The sequence below is a fragment of the Vibrio sp. T3Y01 genome (assembly GCF_013114525.1).
GTDB classification, from domain to species: Bacteria; Pseudomonadota; Gammaproteobacteria; order Enterobacterales; family Vibrionaceae; genus Vibrio; species Vibrio chagasii_B.
On sequence record NZ_VTXJ01000002.1, the window covers coordinates 13269 to 35665 of the forward strand.

The window sequence follows — 22397 nt, forward strand, 5'->3', positions numbered from 1 at the left end:
GCTTTGCTCCATAGTCGGTGTTTTACACAATCGAGATTTAAACTGTGAGCTATTTTAAATTGATAATGCTAGCCGCCATATGGGGAGGTTCATTCCTTTTCATGAGAATTGCGGCCAATCCTTTAGGCCCAGCGGTCCTAATTGAAGCGCGAGTTTTATGCGCGGCAATCACCCTACTTTTGGTTTCATTTTATCTAAAGAGAAAGCTCTCATTTAATGCTCACTCGAAACACTTTTTCATTCTCGGTTTGTTTAACACCGCGCTTCCTTTTTTGTGTTTCGCTTATGCGGCTCAAACACTGAATGCTTCAACCCTCGCGATCCTGAACTCCACCGCACCGATATGGGCGGCAATCATTGGAGCTATATGGACCAAAACTGCACTTGAGAGCAAGGTATTACTTGGGCTAGGTGTTGGTGTTACTGGGGTTAGCGTGTTGGTTGGTTGGGATGCATTCAATATTGGCCAAGAAGCCATTCTTCCAATCTTTGCAGCCGTGATGGCCGCATTTAGCTACGGTATCGCGTCTAACTACACCAAAACAGCACCTAAGGTTGAAGCTTTCAACAATGCCCACGGCAGCATGTGGGCAGCAGTGTTAATCGTATTACCCTTTGTGTTTTTCATGCCAATGAGAGAGGCACCCGATCTCACGATTACCACATCGGTCATCTTATTAGGTGCAGTATGTACCGGGTTAGCGTACCTGCTTTATTTCAATCTCATCAATGAGCTTGGTGCGCCTTCAGCGCTTTCAGTTACCTTTCTAATTCCCGTTTTTGGCATCCTTTGGGGTAACTTGTTCTTAGGTGAAGCTATTGGCATTAATACTGTGGTTGGCTCTATCTTGGTTATCACTGGTACCATGCTGGTGACCGGTTTATCTCCAACGCAGATGTTCAAAAATGCACGCCAAAAACGTCGCCAACGAGCAAGCTAAGTTCGGCATAATTTCACTTTGATTATCAATAAAAGTGGAACAATCAAGAACAAAAGCGGCCTCATTTTAGAGGCCGTTTTTATAGTTCTATCTTCAGATTCAGCTGTTTTCAGACTTCTTCATGTATTGCTGAACCTTATCTCTTAACCACTGATGGGCAGAATTCAAGTCGGTTCTTTTATGCCAGATCATGTATTGCTGCATCGGAACAATTTCGAATGGTTGTTCCAATACTTGTAGCTGGAAGGTCTCCGCAAATTGATTAGCAAAATCACGTGACGTACTGCCTACGCAATCCGATCCCGCTACCAATACACACATGGTCATGATCGAATCACATTCTGCACTCACTTTCCTTTGCTTGAGTGGCGTTTTAGTGAAGTATTCTGCCGTGTATAGGCGAGTTCGACGCATCCGAAACGTAATGTGTTTTTCGTCATAATACTGCTCTTGTGTTACCGAGCCATTGATTCTAGGGTGACCTTTTCGAGCTATTAGCACTAGCTCATCTTCAATTACTGGCTTTGTCATATAGCCATTCACTTGCGGGTAATGAATATCGATCGCGAGATCCGCTTGCTGCATGCTCAAGCTTTGAAGCAACTCCTCTTCGTTGTTCGGCACCATGTTAAATTCGATTGAGATATTGCCTAAGGTCTTATCCCGTTCAACGAGAGGCTGAAGTTTGTTGAGACCGATTTCGTTAACCAAAATTCGAAACACATGATGCTTCTGATTATCGAACTGCTTTAGCGTGCTGACCGCGCTGGTTATCCCTTCTAAGGCAGGTTCCACTCGAATCGCTAATTGCACTGCCGCATTGGTAGGCGTGATCCCGCGCCCTTCGCGAATAAAGAGGTCGGTATCGAGTTGACCTTGTAAACGCTTCAAAGCGCCACTCACTCCAGGTTGAGTCATGCCAAGAGATTCGGAGGCCAAAGTAATCGACTTCAATCGGTACACCTCTAAAAACACACTTAGTAGATTCAGGTCTAGCTTTTCAATATCGCTCACAGCAGCTCTCCATGTTCGCTTGAGGCCGTATTTAGCATACGACAAGGTTTCATTCTGAACCGATACCTTAATACAACTAAAACACATCACTGTTCGTGATACGTTAAATAAAGCTTACTTTATTTTTTGCTATATGTGTTGGGTGTACCATTTATTCATCGTAACGAGCTCTAGATGGGAATAGCTCTAATAGTAACTTTAAATACTTGCTATTAAGTACCACAAGCCGGAGCGATATAACGATAACAACGTCAGACCAAGCTAAAATAGCCACAGGCTACTAACGACAAAGCCTCAACCAATTTCGACGGTTGAGGCTTACTCCCTTCTCAAAACTTTACACATCATAAATTAAGATTTTCTCAATAACGGACACATGCCTTCTCTCTATCCTGTGAAGTATTAGAAACTTTGCGCAATTAAACTTTGTTATAAAAGTGCTTCGGAATCGATATCAAGGGAAAGATATGCAGAAAACAATTCTGATCACAGGAGCCACAGATGGCATTGGTTTAGAGACCGCAAAAATGCTCGCTCAGCAGGGACACCACATTCTGATTCATGGTCGAAGCCCTGCCAAGATCAACAAAGTTGCCGCAGCTCTATCTCGACTGTCTAAGACAGCAGTCATTGAAAGTTATATTGCAGACCTATCAACACTCTCAGAAGTCGAAGCGCTCGCAACTCAGATAATGGCTGACCACCAGCGACTCGACGTTCTCATCAACAACGCTGGCGTGTATAAGGTGTCGGAAGTCACAACTCCAGATAATCTTGATGTGCGTTTTGTGGTTAACACCATTGCACCTTATCTACTAACACAAAAGCTGCTTCCTCTTTTTGATACGAACGGCCGTATCGTCAACCTATCTTCCGCAGCTCAGTCACCCGTAGATTTAAGTGCCCTTATCAGCCCAAATGCAGGAGAGCTAGATGGCCCCGTTTACGCACAAAGTAAACTCGCACTAACAATGTGGTCGATTGATTTGGCGAATGCCATAGCAAATAGCCCATCAACTAATGGCCTCGCGGTTATTCCAGTAAACCCTGCCTCTTTCTTAGGGAGCAAACTGGTCAAAGACGCTTATGGCGTTGATGGTAATGATCTTGCGATCGGCGCAGACATCCTTTGTCGGGCAGCGCTCAGCGATGAGTTTGCCGATGCCTCAGGACGATACTTCGATAATGACTCTGGATTATTCAAAGACCCTCACAACGATGCTCTTGATCCCATTAAAAACCGTAAATTGGTGGAAGTGATCGAGCGGCTGTTACAAGAAAAGTTATCCGCCGAACCCCATTGATTCCGGCAGACACATAGCATTATGCATGCTTAATAAAAGCTTGGCTCAGCTGCTGAAAGAGTGAATCTACGTTGGGCATGGACGTCACATGTTCAGATAAAAGCGTATGAACATGTGGCTCTACCACGGTTGGATTGGCGCAAATCTGATTGTAAAAGTTCACTGGGGCAACGATATGCTCTAAGTCAGCATCTAACAAGATACAGGCTTGCGAAAGTACGATCTGACCGCCCCCGCGTTTCAGCAAAACACGCTGAGCCGTTCCCACTATTTTTTGCTTATTGATGTTGAGATTGTAATCACCATCGCAATAAGAACCTGGAGTTGCGTGCACATCGACATCAACGCCTAACTCTTTAAAAAATTGAGTTAAAACATCACATAAATGCAGATACGCTTTTTGAATATTGTACGCTTCATCGCTCGGCCAATGATAAATGTGCGACAAGTTAATCACGCCCGGTAGCTGGGGAACGGGAGCACCACCCGTTTTACGCGAAGAGAGTTGCCAACCTTGAGCCTCAAGTTGCTTTCTAGATTCCAACGTTACTGGCCACTTTTTACCTGCAGGCAAAACAAGTGTCGGCGTTTTGGCTTGCCACAACATTAAGGCTTGTCCAATCTCACCATTCTGTATTTGCTGCAGTAGCTCATCTTCTTTTTCAAACGCACGATCAACATCAATGTGCGGGTAACGCACGAGCTTATTCGTTAACTTCAATGCACTTTCCTCTACAACTTGTGAGTTCGATTTAATCACTAGCCCTAGATTGATAATATATCCCCAAATCTAATACAACATAGCGCCAGAGGTACAAAATTTTATTATTCCTATCTATGCTGTATCGGCTTAGTTAAAAACCTCGTGCTTGGACAGCTTTAGTCAAGCAAGGTTGTCTGATATGGTGACGGCAGAACTTCAGCAATTGTTTTAGATAGTATTGAATATGAAAACACTCACCATACTTGATGGCGGCATGGGCCGAGAACTCAAAGAAATTGGCGCACCCTTCTCGCAGCCTCTTTGGAGCGCTCAAGCGCTGATTGAAGCTCCGGATTTTGTTAGCCAAGCGCACCAAAACTTTGTCAATGCAGGCGCTGAAATCATAATTACCAACAGCTATGCGTGTGTGCCTTTTCATTTGGGTGAAGAACTGTTCGCACAAAGAGGATTCGAGCTAGCAGCGCTATCTGGCGAATTAGCTAGAGCAGTTGCTGACCAAGCGCCTCAAGCGGTCAAAGTGGCAGGCTCTATTCCACCACCATTTGGTAGCTACCGACCTGACTTATTCAAAGTCGAACAAGCGGCATCTATCATTCAAACCCTCTACGATGCACAAGAACCAAATATCGACCTATGGTTAGTAGAAACCCTATGCAGCATACAAGAGTTTGAATCCATTCATGCGGTACTGAAGCAATCAACGAAACCGTGTTACTACGCCTTTAGCTTAGAAGATACCAAAGGCGACTCTGCGTCTATTCGTTCAGGTGAGAGCGTAAAAGAAGCCGTCAAACTGGCTTGCCAGTCAAACGCGACAGGCATTATGTTTAACTGTTCAGTACCGGAAGTAATGGATCAAGCGATTATCGATACCAAGCAGATAATGGATGAGTTAGGCCAAGATCTAGAAATCGGTGTATATGCGAATAACTTTGCGCCGATCAGCAGTGAACATGAAGCGAATGACATGCTTCAAAAAATGCGCGAGTTAGATGACCAAGGTTACTTAGCTTACGCAAAACGCTGGCACGAACTTGGTGCCAATATTGTCGGTGGTTGCTGCGGTATTGGGCCAAAACACATTCAAGCTCTAGCGGATTGGAAGCGCTCCACACAAAGCTAAAACCGCCCTTTCGATTAGAATTACAAAAATAGAGAACAGATTGAAAGATCTGTTCTCTATTTGTTTGTGACGCCCCTAAGTACACTGGGACAAAACAACGGTTGGAGTAAATGATGAGTGACACGCAACGCAAGATAAAATGGGGCATAGCTGGATTAGGTAACATCGCTAACCGCTTTGCGACCGCACTCACCGAGCACTGCTCATTTGGCGAACTCTACGCGGTGTCAGCACGCGACCAATCAAGAGCCTCTGTGTTTGCTAATAAGTTTGATTGCGATAAAGCTTATGGATCTTATGAAGCCATGGCTCAAGATCCCGATGTTGAAGCAGTATATGTCGCAACGGTTCATCCTTATCACAAGCCTCTATCTGAACTATTTCTAAACCATAAAAAACACGTACTGGTAGAAAAGCCTGCCTTCACCAACCTTGGTGATTGGTTAGAAATGAAAGCTCTGGCAGAGCAAAATGGAGTAATGTTGCTAGAGGCGATGAAGACCGTCGTATTCCCAGCTTATCGCGAGCTTACATCATTTTTAACCAGCAACCATATTAAGCTTGATTCGATAGAAGCCAGCTTTGGTAATGAGCACGACTACGACCCTAACCTGTTTATCTTCAACCCAGATTTAGCTGGCGGGGCAACACTTGATGTTGGAGTGTATGGTCTGTGGTTCTTCTACGATTTATGTCGCACTCTTGGGATTACGTCTTCTCTACCTAAAGTCGAAATGTCGAGCCTCTATGAAGGTTCGAATGTAGATACCGATTCGTGCTTCCAGTTCTCTGGAGAGATCAACGCGACCATATCTGCTTCAACGGTACACAATCTGCCGCGGGCAGCGCGATTAACGGGCCCAGATATCACCATTATGATTAAAGATAAATGGTGGAACCCAGCCCATATAACGGTGGAGTACAAACATGAAACCTTCACCATCGAGCACCCCGTTCAAGGTAATGGGTTCGAGTATCAAATCGAGCACTTTTCGCAACTTGTATTAGAGGGCAAACTTGAGTCTGATATCCTAAGCTCAAAGATAAGTGCACAGGTTCTTGAAACCATGGAAAAAGCGCTCGCTGATGCAGGCTACCAGCACTTAACTCAACCTAACATTTAGGAGTTCGAATTGGGCAACCTAAAGCGCAAGCTTGAACTGTACGAAAAGATATTTCAGGCTTTTGGGCCTGGAGTATCGCGTTGCCAAGTCAGCCAGATAGCAACACTGTTACACGTGAGTGAGCGTCACGTTCAAACTCTACTCAAAGCAATGACAGCGCAAGGCTGGATTGAGTGGCAAGCCAGTTCAGGACGCAATAAAAAGGCACAACTCACGTGTCTGATTGAGCCGATGGAAGCGTGCCACCAATACGCACAAAGCCAAGCAGATTCCGGCAACATCGAGCAGGTCTTCAGCACCTTAAGCTTTAATGGACGCAATGCTGTTGCAGAACTGCAAGCCTTTCTAAATAGCGCTAGTCAATCGGCACAAAGCGTCGCGTACATCCCCTTCCATCGTGAACTAGAAGCGCTTCACCCTCAGCGTGTACTAAGGCGTACTGAACGTTTCTTAGTGATGCAGGTTTGCCAGCGCCTAACCTCTATTCAACAAGGCAATCTGAGCGGTGATTTAGCTTATCACTGGCAACCCAATGAAAATGCTACCGTTTGGCATTTCCAAGTTCGTAATGGTGTTCAATTCCATAGTGGTCGAATGCTTGAAGCCCAAGACGTAGTACGATGTCTCTCCTCACTATCTAAGAGCAAACTCTGGCATCGATGCTATCAACATATTGTTGAAGTATCGGCTGTCACTGGCGATGTGATCAAAGTGACTCTTAGCGAGCCTGATTGGCATTTACCTCGATTACTGGCTAGAACTGAGGCTTCGATATATGAACACACATCAGACGATAAACTTATCGGCTCAGGTGCTTTCGCGTTGGAGATTTTCTCAAGCAAGATGCTTAGGTTAAACCGCAATAACGCCTACTCACACAGCACACCTATTCTCAATCGAGTCGAACTTTGGGTCTATCCTGAATGGTCACAAACTAAGGCGTGTGCGCAAAACCAAGTGTGCGTCAAAATGCCAGAGAAAACGGTAAAGGTGAGTGGCGCGAGTAATTCAGATCTACAGAATTGCAGGTCAATCTTCTTTAAGATTCAAAACCCGAAGTTGTCCCAAACCACTCGTGAGTTCACTGTTGAGGACACCTCTGAATGCCAAGCTCTTTTCGAGCAGTTGTCAGTATCTGGCGATCAAAAAACCAGTGTCGAATATGGGTACTACACGGCTACCAAAGACATTACGCTGTGCAGCATTATTGATGAAAACGACACCTTTTCCTCATGGTTCAACTTCTTTACTCGTTTCCCTTTTGGAGACCTATCGCTGCCCGCCGAGTTGCTCGCAACCATCGAACAGGCTTTAACCTCAATTCAATGCGAACCAGACTTTGAGCAAGCCGCCAAAATGCTCTTGAAACTCAAATGCTGGCTATACAAGACTGAAGTTGTGGTCGAGCTTAAGCAAGAGGCATTCAATCTAGAAGTATCTGAAAAAATACGCGGAGCACGAGTAAATGGATTCGGTTGGTGTGACCTCGATAAGTTGTGGGTTAGCCATATTTGATTCTATCTTTAATAGAGATAAGTCATTCTACACATAGACTTACCTTTAACACTCCTCTGCCATAAGCAATGCGTGCGGGTGTTAAGTTACGATGAAACTAGGCTCAACCCTATAGAACCAGTAGAAGGTAAATCATGAATCGACACCTAAAAGGCTCAATACTGCTCCTCAGTGCATTTTCTTTTAGCAGTATGGCAAGCACGACCTGCAACTCACTTACTGGCTGTGAGAAAAAGTTCTGTGAGATCGAGCATCAAATCGAAAAAGCCAAGCAATACAACAATCAATACAAAGTCGACCGACTCACAACGGCATTAAAAGCGGCAAAAGAAAACTGTAGCAACGAAGGTTTGAAAGACGAGATTCTCGAGAAAATTGAATCTAACGAACAAGATTTAGCTGAATACCAAGCCGACTTAGAAAAAGCCAAACAAGACAACAGGTCGGACAAAATTAAAAAGTATCAGCGCAAGATAGAAAAAGAGCAGCGTAAAATTGACGACTTAAAGCAAGAACTGTCTGAAATCCCTTAAATCAAATTCGCACACATCGAAGCAGCTTCAATAAAAACATGGTCTTACTCATTCGTAAGACCATTCGCAAAAGACCGCTATAAACCAGCATCAACGCCAATGGCTTATCCAGCCAACGCCACCATAGACTCTTTATAGATGCGGTTGGCCACCTTGTAGGCGGCGGGTGACGTCAGCGTTTCTTTGCATCGCGCTTTAAACTGTTCAATATCAATCACCTGCTCTTCCAATAAGTATTTCAGTTCACTTAGGTAGTTCGCTTCAAACACAGTTTGACCAAGTGGTGTGCATTGGTATCGGCTCGACTCTTGATAACCAATCACTGTCAGCACCGACTCCGGCATTTCCCAAAACTTAGCAATGGTGTAAGTCAAACGAATGGAGTAGCTGTTGATCAAACGCTTCAATGCAAATGAGTTAGGCGGAACCGAAGGGTCAACATACTTGAAAGCCTCCACCATCATTTGGAAAATGATCATCTTACCTAGGTTACGGATCAACCCAATAAAATAGGCGCTAGCCTGATCTTCTTGAAATGGCGACTCTTTCATTAACTCCTTTGAAAAAGAAGCCGTTTGAATGCTGTGATTCCAAATTTTCTCACCGAAATGGCGCCAATAAATATTGTTGCCCGGGGTAAAATTCTTCATGTACGAATTCACTACACCCTCTACCAAACCTTGCGAACCCATATTTAAGAATGCGGTTTTTAGATCGGTTACCTGTTTTTCACTACGTTTGTAGTATGCGCTGTTCGCTAGTTTAATCACATCGGCTGCCATGCTCGGCTCTCGCTCAATCACCCTTAGCAATGCCTCGACATCAAACTCGTCGCCCTGTAATTCACCCATTAATGTCGTGACAGAAGCAGGCATCACAGGCAATTCATTGAGAAGCGCTTTAGGAGAACGAATTAAACGTTCAACTTGGCTGGCCACAAAGTCGCTAAATGGATCAGATTCCGTTCGCAGACGTGACTCTCCAAACAGATAATCAAGAAATTCACCATCGTGAAGGCTTATCGTTTTATCGACAATGAGTGATGATGGCTGCGCAGACGAAGGCGGAACAAAGATTGAAGTGCGAGGAGTGATTTGCTCTGCTTTATCGTTTTCTTGCTCAGAGGTGTTTTTTTGGGAGGTAGCTTGTTGAGAGGCACTTTTTGAACAATAACTTTGATTACTTTGATTAGCAACGAAAGGGGAAAATAGCGCCTGCAATACCCTTTTAAACATCAATACAGCTCCTAGATGAATACAACATAGACCGGGATATATAACGGCGGTGATTATCGCACAGGCAACTCATAAACCATACAGTGATAAATGAATCATTAATCTTTTAGCTGTATAGGATCTGTTACCCAACAATTTGCTCAGCTCCTCGGTATTCGCCAGGAACAAAAAGAGCGAGCAAATAAAGCTTGCTCACTCTTCCATCAATCTAAATTGTGAAGCTGACTAAAACTAGCGCTCTGCTACTTCTAGTACGATCTTACCGACGTGTTTTTTCTTCAAAAATTCATCTTGTGCAGTATAAATTTCAGCCAACGGGAAAGATTCCGCAACAATCGCCTTAATCTGATGTTTCTCAATGCGGTTAACCAAGTTTTGGAATACTTGCGGTTCTAAAACTGTGCAACCAAAAAAGCTAAGGTCTTTCAGGTACAGAGTACGAACATCAAGCTCGACCATCGCACCACCAATCGCACCAGATACGGCATAACGGCCATGCGGTTTTAGAACTTCAAGAAACTCTGGCCACTTGTCACCGGCGACCAAATCAATCACAACGTTAACGCTGCTTTCACCCAAGGCTGCGACCAAATCAGCATCACGAGCAATCACCTCATCAGCTCCCAATTCAAGTAGCTGTTGGTTCTTGCTTGGGCTAGTAATCGCAATCACGTAAGCACCGCGCGCTTTCGCCAATTGAATCGCCGCCGAGCCCACACCGCCCGATGCACCAGAGATAAGCACGCGATCACCTTCAGCCACATTCACGCGAGTTAGCATGTTCTCTGCTGTTGAGTAAGAACATGGGAAAGATGCTAGTTCAACATCCGACATGGTGCTGTTCACCGCATAAGCGTGCTTCGCTGCAACTTTGGTGTATTCAGCGAACCCACCATCGCACTCAGAACCGAAATACCATGGCTGTGGCAGATCTCGTCCGTATACTTCTGTTAAACAAGGTTCGATAAGAACACGCTCACCAATACGGTCAGCAGAGACTTCATTACCGACTGCTACGATGAAACCACACACGTCAGCACCTTGGATACGAGGGAACTTCAAGGCTTCACCCGACCAACTTGCATCGTCTGAGTCATCGCTTTTTGAGTACCAGCCGATTCGTGTGTTGATATCGGTATTGTTAACGCCTGCTGCCATCACTTTGATCAGCACTTCATTAGGTTCGATTTGAGGAACCGCGATATCTTCGCGGTAGCCAAGCATTTCTGCTCCGCCGTGCCCCAACATCTCTATGCCTTTCATTGTTTTCGGTATTTCGAATTTCATCGTGCTTCCTCGAGTAATTTTGTAACCATATTCTGTGCTGATGCCACCGCTTCTTCGCCTAATACTGGCCACGCGCTTGATACGCCTTCATGAAGTAAAAACAGTGGTGTCGCGAGATCATCTCGCAGGCTCTGCTTGCCTATTAGCAAACGGACTTGTTCTTTATGCTGTGTAACCGCTTGGCTGATAAGCTCATTATCGGGAAACGCGGCCATCGCATTCATCGACATACACCCGTGCGGCGCATACTCTTCTAACCATTGTTGGAGCTTGTTGAAGATATGAGTAACCGATTCGAGACCCTTTTCAGGTGACGTTTCCAACAAGAAATCTAGGTAACGTTGGTGTCGATATTCCAATGCACCAACAATCATCGCTTCTTTTGAAGGGAAGTGTTTATAAAGGGTTCTTAGGCTCACACCACACGCGGTTTTCAGCTGTGCAACGCTCGGTTCCGCAAAACCTTGTTGGCTGAACGCCACTTCAAGGCTTGCTGCAATCTGTTCTCTCAACATAGTGCTCTCTTAATACCGACAACAGGTAGAATGATTGTTCTACATACAGAGTAGAACAACCATTCTACCCATGTCAATAGTGAGATTCATAGACACAATCTTCAAGAGGACCAGATACAAAAAAACCAGAACATAGGTTCTGGTTTTAACAGGGAATTTTATAGCTAGAATCAGTGGTTACTTAGTATAAAAAGCACGTTTCAATGCCATCTCTAAACCGCGTACTTCAGCCAAGCCTTTCAATCGACCAATTGCCGAGTAACCTGGGTTCGTGGTTTTCTTCAGGTCATCCAGCATTTGATGACCGTGGTCCGGACGCATTGGAATTAAGCGATGGTCACCCACCTCTGCACGACGATTCTCTTCATCCAAGATAGCCATTACAACGTTGTACATGTCCACATCACCATCTAGGTGCGCTGCTTCGTGGAATGTCATTGGGTTGCTCTCTTCACGCTTGGTAGAACGCAGGTGCGTAAAGTAGATTCGGTCACCGTGCTTTTTGATCATGTTAACCAGATCATTGTCGCCACGCACACCGTATGACCCGGTACACATCGTCAACCCATTCATTTTGCTCGGCACATGTTCGGTCAACCAATCAATGTCTTCGATCGTAGAAACGATACGAGGCAAGCCTAGAATTGGACGCGGTGGATCGTCTGGGTGAACCGCCATCTTCAAACCATTCGCATCACAGACTGGCATCAGCTCAGCGAGGAAGTAAGACATGTGCTCACGTAGCTTGTCTTTGTCGATTCCCGCATAGCGATCCAGCTGTGCTTGAAACGCTTCTAGTGTGTAACCTTCTTCAGCGCCTGGCAGGCCAGCGATGATGTTATTAGTCAGTTGCTGAATTTGCTCTGGCGTCATGTTGTTGAAGTAATCCAACGCTTGCGCTTGCTCTGACTCTGAATAGTCCGATTCTGCACCCGGGCGCTTCAAGATATGAAGCTCAAATGCCGCAAATGCGATTTGGTCAAAACGCAGTGCGCGAGAGCCATCAGGCATTTCAAATTCTAAGTCAGTACGTGTCCAGTCCAACACGGGCATGAAGTTATAACAAACCGTATCGATGCCACACTCAGCAAGGTTAGACAGAGTTTGCTTATAGTTATCAATCCACTGCTGGTAGTTGCCAGTTTGAGTTTTGATCTCTTCGTGCACAGGCACGCTTTCTACAACCGACCACGTTAAACCTTTCTCTTCGATAATGGCTTTACGCTTAAGGATTTCTTCTTTTGTCCAAACTTCACCATTTGGAATATGGTGCAGTGCATTCACAATACCAGTTGCGCCCGCTTGACGAATATCGTCTAGCGAAACTTGATCATTAGGGCCGTACCAACGCCACGTTTGTTCCATGAGACTTACCTTTCTTTAAGACGCACTTAGCCGGCTCGAATTAATCAAGCTAAATGCAATAACGACTTCTTAATGGCAGCAATGACAATTACTGCCCGAGATAGCACCGGTCTACGCCGGTCTAAAGACGATGACTTATTTACAACCTAGTGAATGAATCAGCTTCCAGAAAGAGTCTTGAAGCTGAATTCAACGTTAGCTTTCAGAACTAACTTTCGGTGCTCAGCAGCACCACTGGGTTAGAACTAAATAAGTAACCATCAAAGTTTGGGTCATCAATGTCTGACAGCGCTAACAAACGCTGTTTAACATTCTCAAGGTGTTGCCACATTGCGTTCTTAGCAGCGACAGGGTCTTTGCGCTGTAAGGCGGCGAGGATACGAGCATGATCATCTAACCATTCTTCACGGTAATCTTGACCACTGATGTGAGAGTGGAGTTTATTCCACATTGGACTCTTTTCGCGTCGATCCCAGGATTGTTTCAACATATCTACCAGCACAGAGTTTTGAGTTGCCTCTGCAATACACATGTGAAATCTTTCATCTCCGCTGCAATCGGTGGTGCCGCTTGCAAGCTCTTCGCGCTCGAGTTCGAGCGCAGAGCGCATCTTAATGATGTCGCCCGGAGTGACCTGAGTTGCCGCAAACTCCGCGATATTACTTTCTAGTAATTGACGGGCCTGCAGCATCTCGAATGGACCAGCGTCATCGCTGACCACATTCTCGCGAGAATGAGTTGGAATGTTCAGGACATAAACACCCGACCCTTTTTTCACCTCAACTAAGTTTTCAAGCTCCAGCATGATGATCGCCTCACGCACCACAGTGCGGCTTACATCTAGACGATCAGCAATATCGCGTTCTGGAGGTAACCTATCTCCGACCTTATACAGGCCTTCAATCAGTTCTTTTCTTAGTACTAACCCTATCTCCTGATAAGGTCTTTTCGGCTCGAAAGGCATCATGATGATATTGTCACTTCTTTCCATTGTATTTCTCTCGCCATCATAATGACCAAATATAATTGGTCAACCTCTATATCCTAAAATGCAGTAACACCTTGTTTTTGTGTTACTCTTTTTTCTATATTTGCTCGTTATTCAACAGCCTGAATACGGTCAATCAATGCACTCAATTCCGGGTCCGCTTTATCTAGCGCGTCGTACATAGGTTGAACCGCTAGTGCGAACGCAGCCTTGTCTGGTTCCACAAAAGTAACGCCCATTTCCTCGGCTTTAGCACGCTCTTTTGCTTCCGATTCTGCCCACAATTTTTTCATCAATTCAGATGAATCACTTGCCGCCGTCATTAGCGCATCTTGTTGTTCTGTAGTCAGTTTATCGTATGCTTTGGTTGAGATAACCAACACATCCGGAACCATCGTGTGCTCATCTAAGCTAAAGTATTTAGACACTTCACTGTGACGGCTCAAGCTGAATGAAGGAATGTTATTTTCAGCCGCATCTACAACACCTTGCTGCAGTGCTGTGTACAACTCACCGTAAGCGAGTGGCGTTGGGTTACCGCCTAACGCTTTAACCATCGCAATTGCTGATGGGCTTGGTTGAACACGAACTTTCAAACCTTTCAGATCTTCTGGTGTGTTAATTGGCTTATTGGTATAGAAGCTACGCGCACCAGCGTCGTAGTAAGTCACACCAATAAAGCCGCTATCACGAGAAGAGTTAAGAATGTCACGGCCTACTTCACCATCAGTCACACTGTAGTAGTGCGCTTGATCGCGGAATAAGTAAGGCATGTTGAATGATGAATAAGCAGGAGAAAAAGCTTCTAGCTCAGCAGCATTACTTTTCACCATATCTAAAGCGCCGTTCTGCATCAGCTCCATAGATTCACGCTGTGTACCCAATTGAGCATCAGGGTAAATACGAATACGCACCTCACCATCAGTCAATTCACGTACTTCTTTCGCCATAAACGTCATCGCTTCATGTACTGCATGGTCACGAGGGTGGTTATGGCTCAGTTTCAATGTTGTCGCTGCATAAGCAGAAGCTGTTGCTCCAAAAGTCAAAGCAGCACCGACAACCGCACTAATCAAAGTTTTACGCGTCATCATCATTCTTATTCTCCGTGGATTGGTTATCCAAAATGTAGGGTGTTTTTTGTTATGGGCTCATATTGGGGCTCAAAAAAGGAACCGTCAAAGCTGAAATTAAAATTGATTGACCAATATCACAATAAAAACCCATAAATTGGTCAACCAAAATCATTTGTGAAGTTGCTCACGCCAACCAAAAAATGAATAGCTTATGATTCAGCCAGATTTTTGAACATCCCATCCCTACATAGAAACAATTTCTTACATTGGTAAACCAATTGTTATGAGATACGCAATTTTGTTGAAAGGAAATAAACATGAATAAATTGGTCAGTTACATAAATAGAGGGTTGGCCGCCTTTACAGTGTCTCTATCGTCTTTCTTAGTACTGTGTGTGATATGGCAGGTTTTATCCCGCTATGTTATTGGCAAACCAAGTACTGTTACCGACGAGCTCGCGCGTTATCTCTTTATGTGGGTAGCCTTAATTGGTGCTGCTTACACTACGGGTCTGAAACGCCACCTTGCCATCGACCTGCTTACGATGAAGCTGACTGGCAAACGCAAATTAATCAACGAAATCGTTATCCAAATAGCCATCGCTTCTTTCTCTTATATCGTTCTGGTACACGGTGGAAGCCAACTTGCTGCTAAAACGCTTGCGATGGGACAGCTGACTCCCGCTCTAGGTTTAGAAATGGGCTACATCTACTTCTGCTTACCGATTAGTGGCGCTTTGATGATTTTTTACTCCGTCGTATTTACCTACGAACGCGTTAAACAATTAATGTCAGGTGACGATTTGATCACCGACTCACAACTTGATTGATAGAAGGATTTCACAATGGAATGGCAAGTAATACTGACCTTATTCGGTAGTTTCGCTGTACTGCTTACAATCGGTGTACCGGTCTCTTTTGCGATTGGTTTATCGTCACTAGCAACCATCTTAATGAGCTTACCGCTTGAGCCTGCAATCGCTGTAGTTGCTCAACGTATGGCCGCAGGCCTTGATAACTTTGCACTATTGGCAATCCCGTTCTTCATTTTGGCGGGCAACATCATGAACCAAGGCGGCATCGCGCTGCGTTTGATCAACTTCGCGAAAGTGTTAGGTGGTCGTCTACCAGGTTCATTGGCACACGTAAACGTGATGGCAAACATGATGTTTGGTTCTATCTCAGGCTCAGCTGTTGCATCGGCGGCTGCAGTTGGTGGCACCATGTCTCCTCTGCAAAAGAAAGACGGCTACGACGAAAACTTCTCTGCTGCGGTAAACATTACTTCGTGTCCTACTGGTCTATTGATTCCGCCAAGTAACACGCTGATCGTTTTCTCATTGGTTTCTGGTGGTACTTCAATTGCGGCGCTGTTCTTAGCGGGCTACATCCCAGGTATCTTGATGGGATTAAGTATCATGATTGTGGCGGGTATCATCGCGAAACGTCGCGGTTACCCAGTGGCAGCGCGTCCTTCATTATCAATGGTTTGGGATACCTTCCTAAAAGCGGCACCTTCTTTAGCACTGATCGGCATCATCATGGGCGGCATCATTGGCGGTATCTTTACTGCTACTGAGGCTTCCGCAATTGCTGTGGTATACACGTTTGTTTTAGCTGTGCTTGTCTACCGTGAAGTGAAATGGGGCGATATTCCAAAGATCATCCTTGAGTCTGCAGTAACAACATCTATCGTTCTATTACTGGTTGGCGCATCAATGGGTATGTCTTGGGCAATGGCGAACGCCGATGTGCCTTACATGATTGCTGATGCATTACTGGCGGTTTCTGATAACCCGCTAATGATTCTATTGATCATCAACATCATTCTGCTGATTGTGGGTATCTTCATGGATATGACACCAGCGGTACTGATCTTCACACCAATCTTCTTACCAATTGCGCTAGACCTAGGCATCGACCCTGTTCACTTCGGCATCATGATGACCTTCAACCTTGCTATCGGTATCTGTACGCCGCCAGTGGGTAGTGCTCTGTTCATTGGTTGTTCGGTTGCCAACATTGCCATCGACAAAGTCATCAAACCTTTGCTGCCATTCTATGCAGCACTGATTGCAGCCTTGATGGCCGTTACTTTTATCCCTGAGCTGAGCTTGTTCCTACCTGAATTGGTACTGGGCTACGGTTCGTAATTTGGTCACAGATAGATTCTAAGACTGCTAAACACTCAAACGCTTTATCAAATAATAAAATCCCGCTGGTTCGCTAGCGGGAAAAGGAACTGAATAATGAAGACTGTTGCTAACTCTACGCTGCCAAACACTGTATTAAGACCTGATTACGACCGTTCAGCACTCCAAAGCCGTATTGTGCACCTTGGTTTCGGTGCTTTTCACCGAGCGCACCAAGCACTGTTTACCAACGAAATGCTCAGCAAAACCAACACTGATTGGGGCATTTGTGAGATAAACCTATTCGGCGGCGAAGACCTAATTGAATCACTTCGCGCGCAAGACCACCTTTACACCGTAGCTGAAAAAGGCGCTGAATCCACAGAAGTTAAAGTGATCGGCTCAGTAACCGAATCTCTTCACCCGAGCTTAGACGGCATCGAAACCGTATTAGAAAAAATGGCCGAACCTCAAGTGGCTATCGTTTCTATGACCATCACAGAGAAAGGCTACTGCGCTGACCCTGCGACAGGAAAACTCGACAAAAATAATCCACTAGTCATCGCTGACCTAGCTAACCCAACTCAACCAAAATCTGCGCTCGGCTATATTGTCCAAGCCCTAAAAATTCGACGTGAACGTGGCTTAACACCATTCACGGTCATGTCTTGCGACAACGTGCAAGAAAACGGCCATGTAGCAAAAGCAGCGATCATTGAGTTCGCTCAATTGCTCGACCCAGAGTTGCGTGATTGGATTGAAACCAATGTCACCTTCCCATGCACCATGGTTGACCGCATCGTACCCGCAGCAACAGAAGAAACATTGACAGAAATTGCAGAACTGCTTGGTTGTGAAGACCCATGTGGCATCGCCTGTGAACCCTTTCGCCAATGGGTGATTGAAGATAACTTTGTGGCAGGTCGTCCAGACTGGAATGTCGCCGGCGCTGAGTTCGTCGAAGATGTGGTGCCTTACGAAGAGATGAAACTGCGCATGCTCAATGGCAGTCACTCTTTCCTTGCTTACCTTGGATACCTTGGTGGCTACGACCATATTTCCGACACCATGACAGATGCAGGCTACCGCAAAGCCGCTTTTGACATGATGATGAAATCCCAAGCACCGTCGTTAACCATGCCTGAAGGGACTGATTTAGAAGGTTACGCAACCTTGCTGATCAACCGCTTCACTAACCCAAGCTTGAAGCATAAGACATGGCAGATTGCGATGGATGGCAGCCAGAAGATCCCTCAACGTATGGGTGGCAGCTTACGATTCCATTTAGATCAAGGCTCAGATTTCTCGTGGCTTGCAACCGCTATCGCTGGCTGGATGCGTTATGTCTCTGGCGTTAACGAGCAAGGCAATGAGATTGATGTCCGCGATCCAATGGCAGACACACTTCGCCAGATCTGCGACCAGCATGGACTCAATGTATCTGTGGTTCCGGCATTACTTGCGGTTGAAGCGATTTTCCCTGCCGAGCTAGGCCAAACCCCACAAGTGATTGATGCGGTAAGTTCAGCGTACCAATCACTAATTGAACACGGTGCCGTTGCGACCGTGGCTGCGTTATAAGGAGTACAAACAATGAAGAATTTCTTATGTGAAGACTTTTTGCTGTCGAATGAGACTGCACGCCGTTTGTACCACGAACACGCAAGCCACCAGCCGATTTATGACTATCATTGCCACCTAAACCCGGCAGAAGTGGCTCAAGATCGTCAGTTCGAAAACATGTCTAAGATTTGGCTTGAAGGTGACCACTACAAATGGCGTGGTATGCGTTCAGCAGGGATTAATGAGCGTCTGATTACTGGAGGCGCAAGCGATTATGATAAGTTCATGGCATGGGCTAGAACCGTCCCTCAAACCTTGGGCAACCCACTTTACCACTGGACTCATTTAGAACTACGCCGCCCATTTGGTATTACTGGCACTCTCTTTGGTCCAGAAACCGCAGACCAAATTTGGCACCAATGCAACGAGCTATTAGCGACACCAGAATTTAGTGCTCGCGGCATCATGAAGCAAATGAATGTGGTGATGGCAGGTACGACAGACGATCCAATTGATTCTCTTGAACACCATAAAGCGATCGCTCAAGACAGTTCATTTGATGTGAAGGTTCTACCAAGCTGGCGCCCAGATAAAGCGTTCAAAATTGAACTTGATGGCTTTGCTGATTACCTACAAAAATTAAGCATGGTTGCTGACGTTGAGATCACTCGCTTCCATCATCTCTTGAGTGCTTTAGACAGCCGCCTAACGCATTTCAACGACCATGGTTGCCGTGCAGCAGACCACGGTATTGAAGTGGTTCGCTACGCACCTATTCCATCAGAATCGGATTTGGATGCCCTGTTAGCTCGACGCCTCAATGGCGAAACACTCACCGATCTAGAATATGCGCAGTTTTCAACAGCGGTTCAAGTGTGGTTAGGCAAGCGCTACGCCGCAATGGGTTGGGTAATGCAGCTTCACATTGGTGCTCAGCGCAATAACAACACGCGTATGTTCCAACTGTTAGGCGCAGATGCGGGGTTTGATTCGATTAGCGATAAGACATTTGCCTTCGAATTGGCGCATCTGTTGGACGAAATGGATCAAAGCAATAAATTACCTCGCACCATCCTTTACTGCTTAAACCCTCGCGATAACGAGATGATGGCAACTATGATTGGTAACTTCCAAGGTGGCGGCATCGCGGGCAAAGTTCAGTTTGGTTCTGGTTGGTGGTTCAACGATCAGAAGGACGGCATGCAACGCCAAATGGAGCAGCTATCTCAGCTTGGTCTGCTTAGCCAGTTTGTCGGCATGCTGACTGACTCTCGCAGCTTCTTGTCGTACACACGCCACGAATACTTCCGCCGAATTCTGTGTGACATGCTTGGTCGTTGGGCTGAAAACGGCGAGGTGCCAAACGACATGTCACTGCTTGGCCCTATGGTCGAGGACATCTGCTTTGGTAACGCAAAACGCTACTTCGAAGAGAGGGCGTAACCCATGAAACATATCGCCATTATTGGTGAGTGCATGATCGAGCTGAACGGTAAACCGTTCGGCTCAATGCATCAAACGTTTGGCGGAGACACGCTCAATGCTGCGGTCTATTTAAGCCGGGGCTGCGAGGCCAACATCAATCAAGATGACATCAAAGTGTCCTACGTCACGGCTTTGGGCGTAGACCCGATTAGCAAGGGAATGTTAGAACGCTGGCAACAAGAAGGGGTGTCGACTGACCTAGTTCTGCAAGACAGCCAACGTACTCCAGGTCTGTACCTAATTCAGCTTGATGACGCAGGTGAACGTACCTTTCTGTATTGGAGAAACCAATCAGCTGCACGCTACCTGCTGCAGCACCCAGATTTCAATCAGATAAAACAGACACTGCGCAATGTCGATATGATCTTTCTCAGCGGTATCACATTAGCGATTCTGCCTGAGCAAGATCGTATCGAGCTATTGAACATCTTGGTTGAGTTGAAGATACAAGGCGTTGAGATCGCCTTCGACAGTAACTTCCGCCCTGCACTTTGGCCACAGGACGAAAACCAAACCGTCAAAAACAGCTACCAAGCCATGTATACATTGACGGATTTAGCATTGGTGACATTCGATGATGAACAGTTAATTTGGGGAGATAGCTTTCCAGAACAAACTATTGAGCGTCTAACTGCACTGGGTGTTAAGCGATGCATCGTTAAACTGGGTCCCGATGGTTGTCTCATTCAAGATGCCATCACTCAAAGTGACATAAATCCAGATTCTGGTACCGCTTCGGCTCCACGGGCGGTGCCGACCCTACCTGTTGAGCACGTCGTTGATACGACCTCAGCAGGAGACTCATTCAATGGCGGATTTTTATCTGCTTACCTTGCGGGCGAAGACTTAACAAAGTCATGCCAGCGCGGTAATGCCATGGCAGGCGTCGTTATCCAACATCGTGGTGCCATTATTGCAAAAGAACTAACTCAAGCGGCCATCACAGCCATTTAAGGAATACCAATGTCTAACATCAAACAACAACTAAAAACACTGAAAGTTATCCCTGTGATCGCTATCGACAACGCTGAAGACATCATCCCTCTGGGTAAAGTGTTAGCTGAAAATGGGTTACCTGCAGCAGAAATTACATTCCGTTCGGAAGCTGCAGTTGAAGCTATTCGTCTACTTCGTGAATCACAACCAGATATGTTGATCGGCGCAGGCACTGTACTCAATCGTGAGCAAGCGTTCGCCGCTAAAGAAGCGGGCGCAACGTTTGTGGTCTCTCCTGGCTTTAACCCAAATACGGTAAGAGCCTGCCAAGAGATTGGTATTGATATCATTCCTGGGGTCAACAACCCGAGCACAGTAGAAGCTGCTCTAGAAATGGGCTTAACCACATTGAAGTTCTTCCCAGCGGAAGCATCAGGTGGCATCAACATGGTTAAGTCACTTCTTGCGCCTTACACGGATATTGAAATCATGCCGACAGGTGGTATTAACCCAAACAACATCAAAGACTACCTAGCGATACCTCGAGTACTCGCATGTGGTGGTACTTGGATGGTGGATAAGAAGCTGATTGAAGAAGGCAATTGGGAAGAGCTGGCTCATTTAACTCGTGAAGCCGTTAAGTTAGTCAATTAAACCTAATGCAATAGCACCTTTAGCATTATATCTAGCCCTCCTTTTGGAGGGTTATTTTATGGTTGAGCATTATTCTTTCAAAGTTAATATTTAATCGTGCTCGATAGCATCTTAAAAATAAAGGCTAAATATGGAAAACTGGATAACACAAGGAGTTGGCGGCCTGGCTTTTTGTATCGGTATAATGGCCTTTTGGCAAAAAGATGATATGAGTTTTCGCTATCAAATGATGATATTTTGTTTTGCCATGAGTATTCATTTTATATTAATGGGTGCAATAGTAGCCGCTATAGGTGTCATTATTAATGCTATTCGAAGCTACGTATCGATAAAAACTCAATCACGCAAAGTGATGTGGTTCTTTATCGTATTAATGTGGTGCATGACTTTGCCCAACATGAACCATTTCTTTGAGTTTATTACGGTTGTTGGTTCATCCGTTGCGACATGGGCACTCTTTTCAAGACAAGGAATCGCCTTGAGATCATTGATCTTATTCAATTCCTTCTGTTGGGCTAGCCATAACATTTGGATTGGTTCGATTGGTGGATCCTTTGTCGAAATCACCTTTATTGTCACCAACATGGTCACTATCTATCGTTTACATCAGCGCAGATTGTTAACTATAAAATAGGCAATATATTTTTTATTCTAGCTTTAAAATATGGAAGTAATACATCACTAATTAAATGGAAAATTAATTGGATATCAAAAAATTAAATCTAGTTAAGTTTACGTTATTTAAACGTCGTCAATATATTTCCAATACTAAATTGAATTAAATCACCAATTAAATTTATATGGTGATCCAAATCTTTAGTTTGATTTATTTTGGTTAACCAATAATCCGTAAATCATTAAAATTGGTCATGTACTTATTATT

21 protein-coding genes are annotated in these 22397 nt (G+C 45.2%); 13 read left to right on the forward strand and 8 right to left on the reverse strand.

Annotated features, from left to right (window positions below):
• Positions 1-101 precede the first annotated feature (101 nt).
• Complete coding sequence (locus tag F0232_RS02560) at positions 102-941, forward strand: DMT family transporter (RefSeq protein WP_253820275.1); 840 nt, start codon at positions 102-104, stop codon at positions 939-941.
• Positions 942-1040: 99 nt separating this feature from the next.
• Here F0232_RS02560 and F0232_RS02565 read toward each other — a convergent pair whose 3' ends face one another.
• Positions 1041-1955, reverse strand: coding sequence for a LysR family transcriptional regulator (locus F0232_RS02565; RefSeq protein ID WP_105058520.1), 915 nt, complete (start codon positions 1953-1955; stop codon positions 1041-1043).
• A gap of 467 nt (positions 1956-2422) precedes the next feature.
• Between F0232_RS02565 and F0232_RS02570 the strand changes: the two genes are divergently transcribed.
• Positions 2423-3259, forward strand: a complete 837-nt coding sequence (locus F0232_RS02570) for an SDR family NAD(P)-dependent oxidoreductase (RefSeq protein WP_105058521.1) — start codon at positions 2423-2425, stop codon at positions 3257-3259.
• A gap of 19 nt (positions 3260-3278) precedes the next feature.
• Here F0232_RS02570 and F0232_RS02575 read toward each other — a convergent pair whose 3' ends face one another.
• Positions 3279-3980 (reverse strand): hypothetical protein, encoded by a 702-nt coding sequence (locus tag F0232_RS02575; RefSeq protein WP_061032046.1) that lies wholly within the window; start codon positions 3978-3980, stop codon positions 3279-3281.
• 226 nt (positions 3981-4206) lie between these two features.
• On the opposite strand from F0232_RS02575, the gene F0232_RS02580 reads away from it, so the two are divergent.
• The 4 genes from F0232_RS02580 to F0232_RS02595 all read left to right on the forward strand — a co-directional run bounded on the left by F0232_RS02580 (position 4207) and on the right by F0232_RS02595 (position 8278).
• The gene (locus F0232_RS02580; RefSeq protein WP_105058522.1) at positions 4207-5106 is read left to right on the forward strand and encodes a homocysteine S-methyltransferase family protein; all 900 of its coding nucleotides are present in this window, start codon (positions 4207-4209) and stop codon (positions 5104-5106) included.
• 113 nt (positions 5107-5219) lie between these two features.
• Complete coding sequence (locus tag F0232_RS02585; RefSeq protein WP_105058523.1) at positions 5220-6230, forward strand: Gfo/Idh/MocA family protein; 1011 nt, start codon at positions 5220-5222, stop codon at positions 6228-6230.
• Positions 6231-6239: 9 nt separating this feature from the next.
• Entirely contained in the window at positions 6240-7745 is a 1506-nt protein-coding gene (locus tag F0232_RS02590) for an SgrR family transcriptional regulator (protein ID WP_105058524.1), read from the forward strand.
• Between the two features lie 134 nt (positions 7746-7879).
• Positions 7880-8278: a DUF1090 domain-containing protein gene (locus tag F0232_RS02595; RefSeq protein WP_105058525.1), complete on the forward strand. Its 399-nt coding sequence runs from the start codon at positions 7880-7882 to the stop codon at positions 8276-8278.
• 104 nt (positions 8279-8382) lie between these two features.
• Here F0232_RS02595 and F0232_RS02600 read toward each other — a convergent pair whose 3' ends face one another.
• The 6 genes from F0232_RS02600 to F0232_RS02625 all read right to left on the reverse strand — a co-directional run bounded on the left by F0232_RS02600 (position 8383) and on the right by F0232_RS02625 (position 14762).
• Complete coding sequence (locus tag F0232_RS02600; RefSeq protein ID WP_105058526.1) at positions 8383-9513, reverse strand: HDOD domain-containing protein; 1131 nt, start codon at positions 9511-9513, stop codon at positions 8383-8385.
• 231 nt (positions 9514-9744) lie between these two features.
• On the reverse strand, positions 9745-10800 hold the full coding sequence (locus F0232_RS02605; RefSeq protein ID WP_105058527.1) for an alcohol dehydrogenase family protein: 1056 nt from the start codon (positions 10798-10800) through the stop codon (positions 9745-9747).
• Positions 10797-11315, reverse strand: a complete 519-nt coding sequence (locus F0232_RS02610; protein ID WP_105058528.1) for a TetR/AcrR family transcriptional regulator — start codon at positions 11313-11315, stop codon at positions 10797-10799. The genes F0232_RS02605 and F0232_RS02610 overlap by 4 nt, the downstream gene beginning before the upstream one ends.
• A 177-nt stretch (positions 11316-11492) precedes the next feature.
• Positions 11493-12680, reverse strand: a complete 1188-nt coding sequence (uxuA, locus tag F0232_RS02615; RefSeq protein ID WP_048609951.1) for a mannonate dehydratase — start codon at positions 12678-12680, stop codon at positions 11493-11495.
• Positions 12681-12888: 208 nt separating this feature from the next.
• Entirely contained in the window at positions 12889-13671 is a 783-nt protein-coding gene (locus F0232_RS02620) for an FCD domain-containing protein (RefSeq protein WP_061020948.1), read from the reverse strand.
• 107 nt (positions 13672-13778) lie between these two features.
• Positions 13779-14762, reverse strand: a complete 984-nt coding sequence (locus tag F0232_RS02625) for a TRAP transporter substrate-binding protein (RefSeq protein WP_105058855.1) — start codon at positions 14760-14762, stop codon at positions 13779-13781.
• A gap of 299 nt (positions 14763-15061) precedes the next feature.
• Between F0232_RS02625 and F0232_RS02630 the strand changes: the two genes are divergently transcribed.
• The 7 genes from F0232_RS02630 (at position 15062) to F0232_RS02660 (ending at position 22148) form a co-directional block, all read left to right on the forward strand.
• Positions 15062-15574 (forward strand): TRAP transporter small permease, encoded by a 513-nt coding sequence (locus F0232_RS02630; RefSeq protein ID WP_048609952.1) that lies wholly within the window; start codon positions 15062-15064, stop codon positions 15572-15574.
• Between the two features lie 15 nt (positions 15575-15589).
• A complete protein-coding gene (locus F0232_RS02635) occupies positions 15590-16897 on the forward strand; it encodes a TRAP transporter large permease (RefSeq protein WP_048609953.1) in 1308 nt (435 codons plus the stop codon).
• A gap of 96 nt (positions 16898-16993) precedes the next feature.
• Entirely contained in the window at positions 16994-18457 is a 1464-nt protein-coding gene (locus F0232_RS02640) for a fructuronate reductase (RefSeq protein ID WP_105058529.1), read from the forward strand.
• A 12-nt stretch (positions 18458-18469) separates the two neighbouring features.
• Complete coding sequence (gene uxaC, locus F0232_RS02645) at positions 18470-19882, forward strand: glucuronate isomerase (protein WP_105058530.1); 1413 nt, start codon at positions 18470-18472, stop codon at positions 19880-19882.
• Positions 19883-19885: 3 nt separating this feature from the next.
• Positions 19886-20878 carry a sugar kinase gene (locus F0232_RS02650; protein ID WP_105058531.1) on the forward strand — a complete coding sequence of 331 codons (993 nt, stop codon included), beginning with the start codon at positions 19886-19888 and terminating at the stop codon, positions 20876-20878.
• Positions 20879-20887: 9 nt separating this feature from the next.
• Entirely contained in the window at positions 20888-21514 is a 627-nt protein-coding gene (locus F0232_RS02655) for a bifunctional 4-hydroxy-2-oxoglutarate aldolase/2-dehydro-3-deoxy-phosphogluconate aldolase (protein WP_105058532.1), read from the forward strand.
• Between the two features lie 130 nt (positions 21515-21644).
• A complete protein-coding gene (locus F0232_RS02660; protein ID WP_105058533.1) occupies positions 21645-22148 on the forward strand; it encodes a YgjV family protein in 504 nt (167 codons plus the stop codon).
• Positions 22149-22397 lie beyond the last annotated feature (249 nt).